The organism is Paraburkholderia sp. EG286B (genome assembly GCF_040965655.1).
GTDB lineage: Bacteria > Pseudomonadota > Gammaproteobacteria > Burkholderiales > Burkholderiaceae > Paraburkholderia.
Map to the genome: position 1 here is coordinate 1 of NZ_JBFRCF010000238.1, position 255 is coordinate 255.

Genomic DNA, 255 nt, shown 5'->3' on the forward strand with positions numbered 1-255 from the left:
AAGGAATACACATCATGCATTTCATGGACGATTCGCTGCTGCCTGAAAATCAGGAAAAACTCGTCATCCAGGTGGCACCGTACGGGCCGCAATGGATTCCAGGCGATTCGGACGATATCCCGGTCACGATGGATGAACAGGTGCAAAAGGCCGTGGACTGCTACAACGCAGGCGCGACGGTGCTGCACGTGCACGTCCGCGAAGAGGATGGCAAGGGCAGCAAGCGTCTGTCGAAGTTCAATGAGATGCTCGCCC

The 255-nt window shown here is 56.1% G+C and carries 1 protein-coding gene; it reads left to right on the plus strand.

Annotation, left to right across the window (positions count from 1 at the left end):
- Nucleotides 1-14: 14 nt before the first annotated feature.
- A partial coding sequence (locus tag AB4Y42_RS44590) for a 3-keto-5-aminohexanoate cleavage protein (RefSeq protein ID WP_368697941.1) occupies nt 15-255 on the plus strand: 241 nt, incomplete at its 3' end.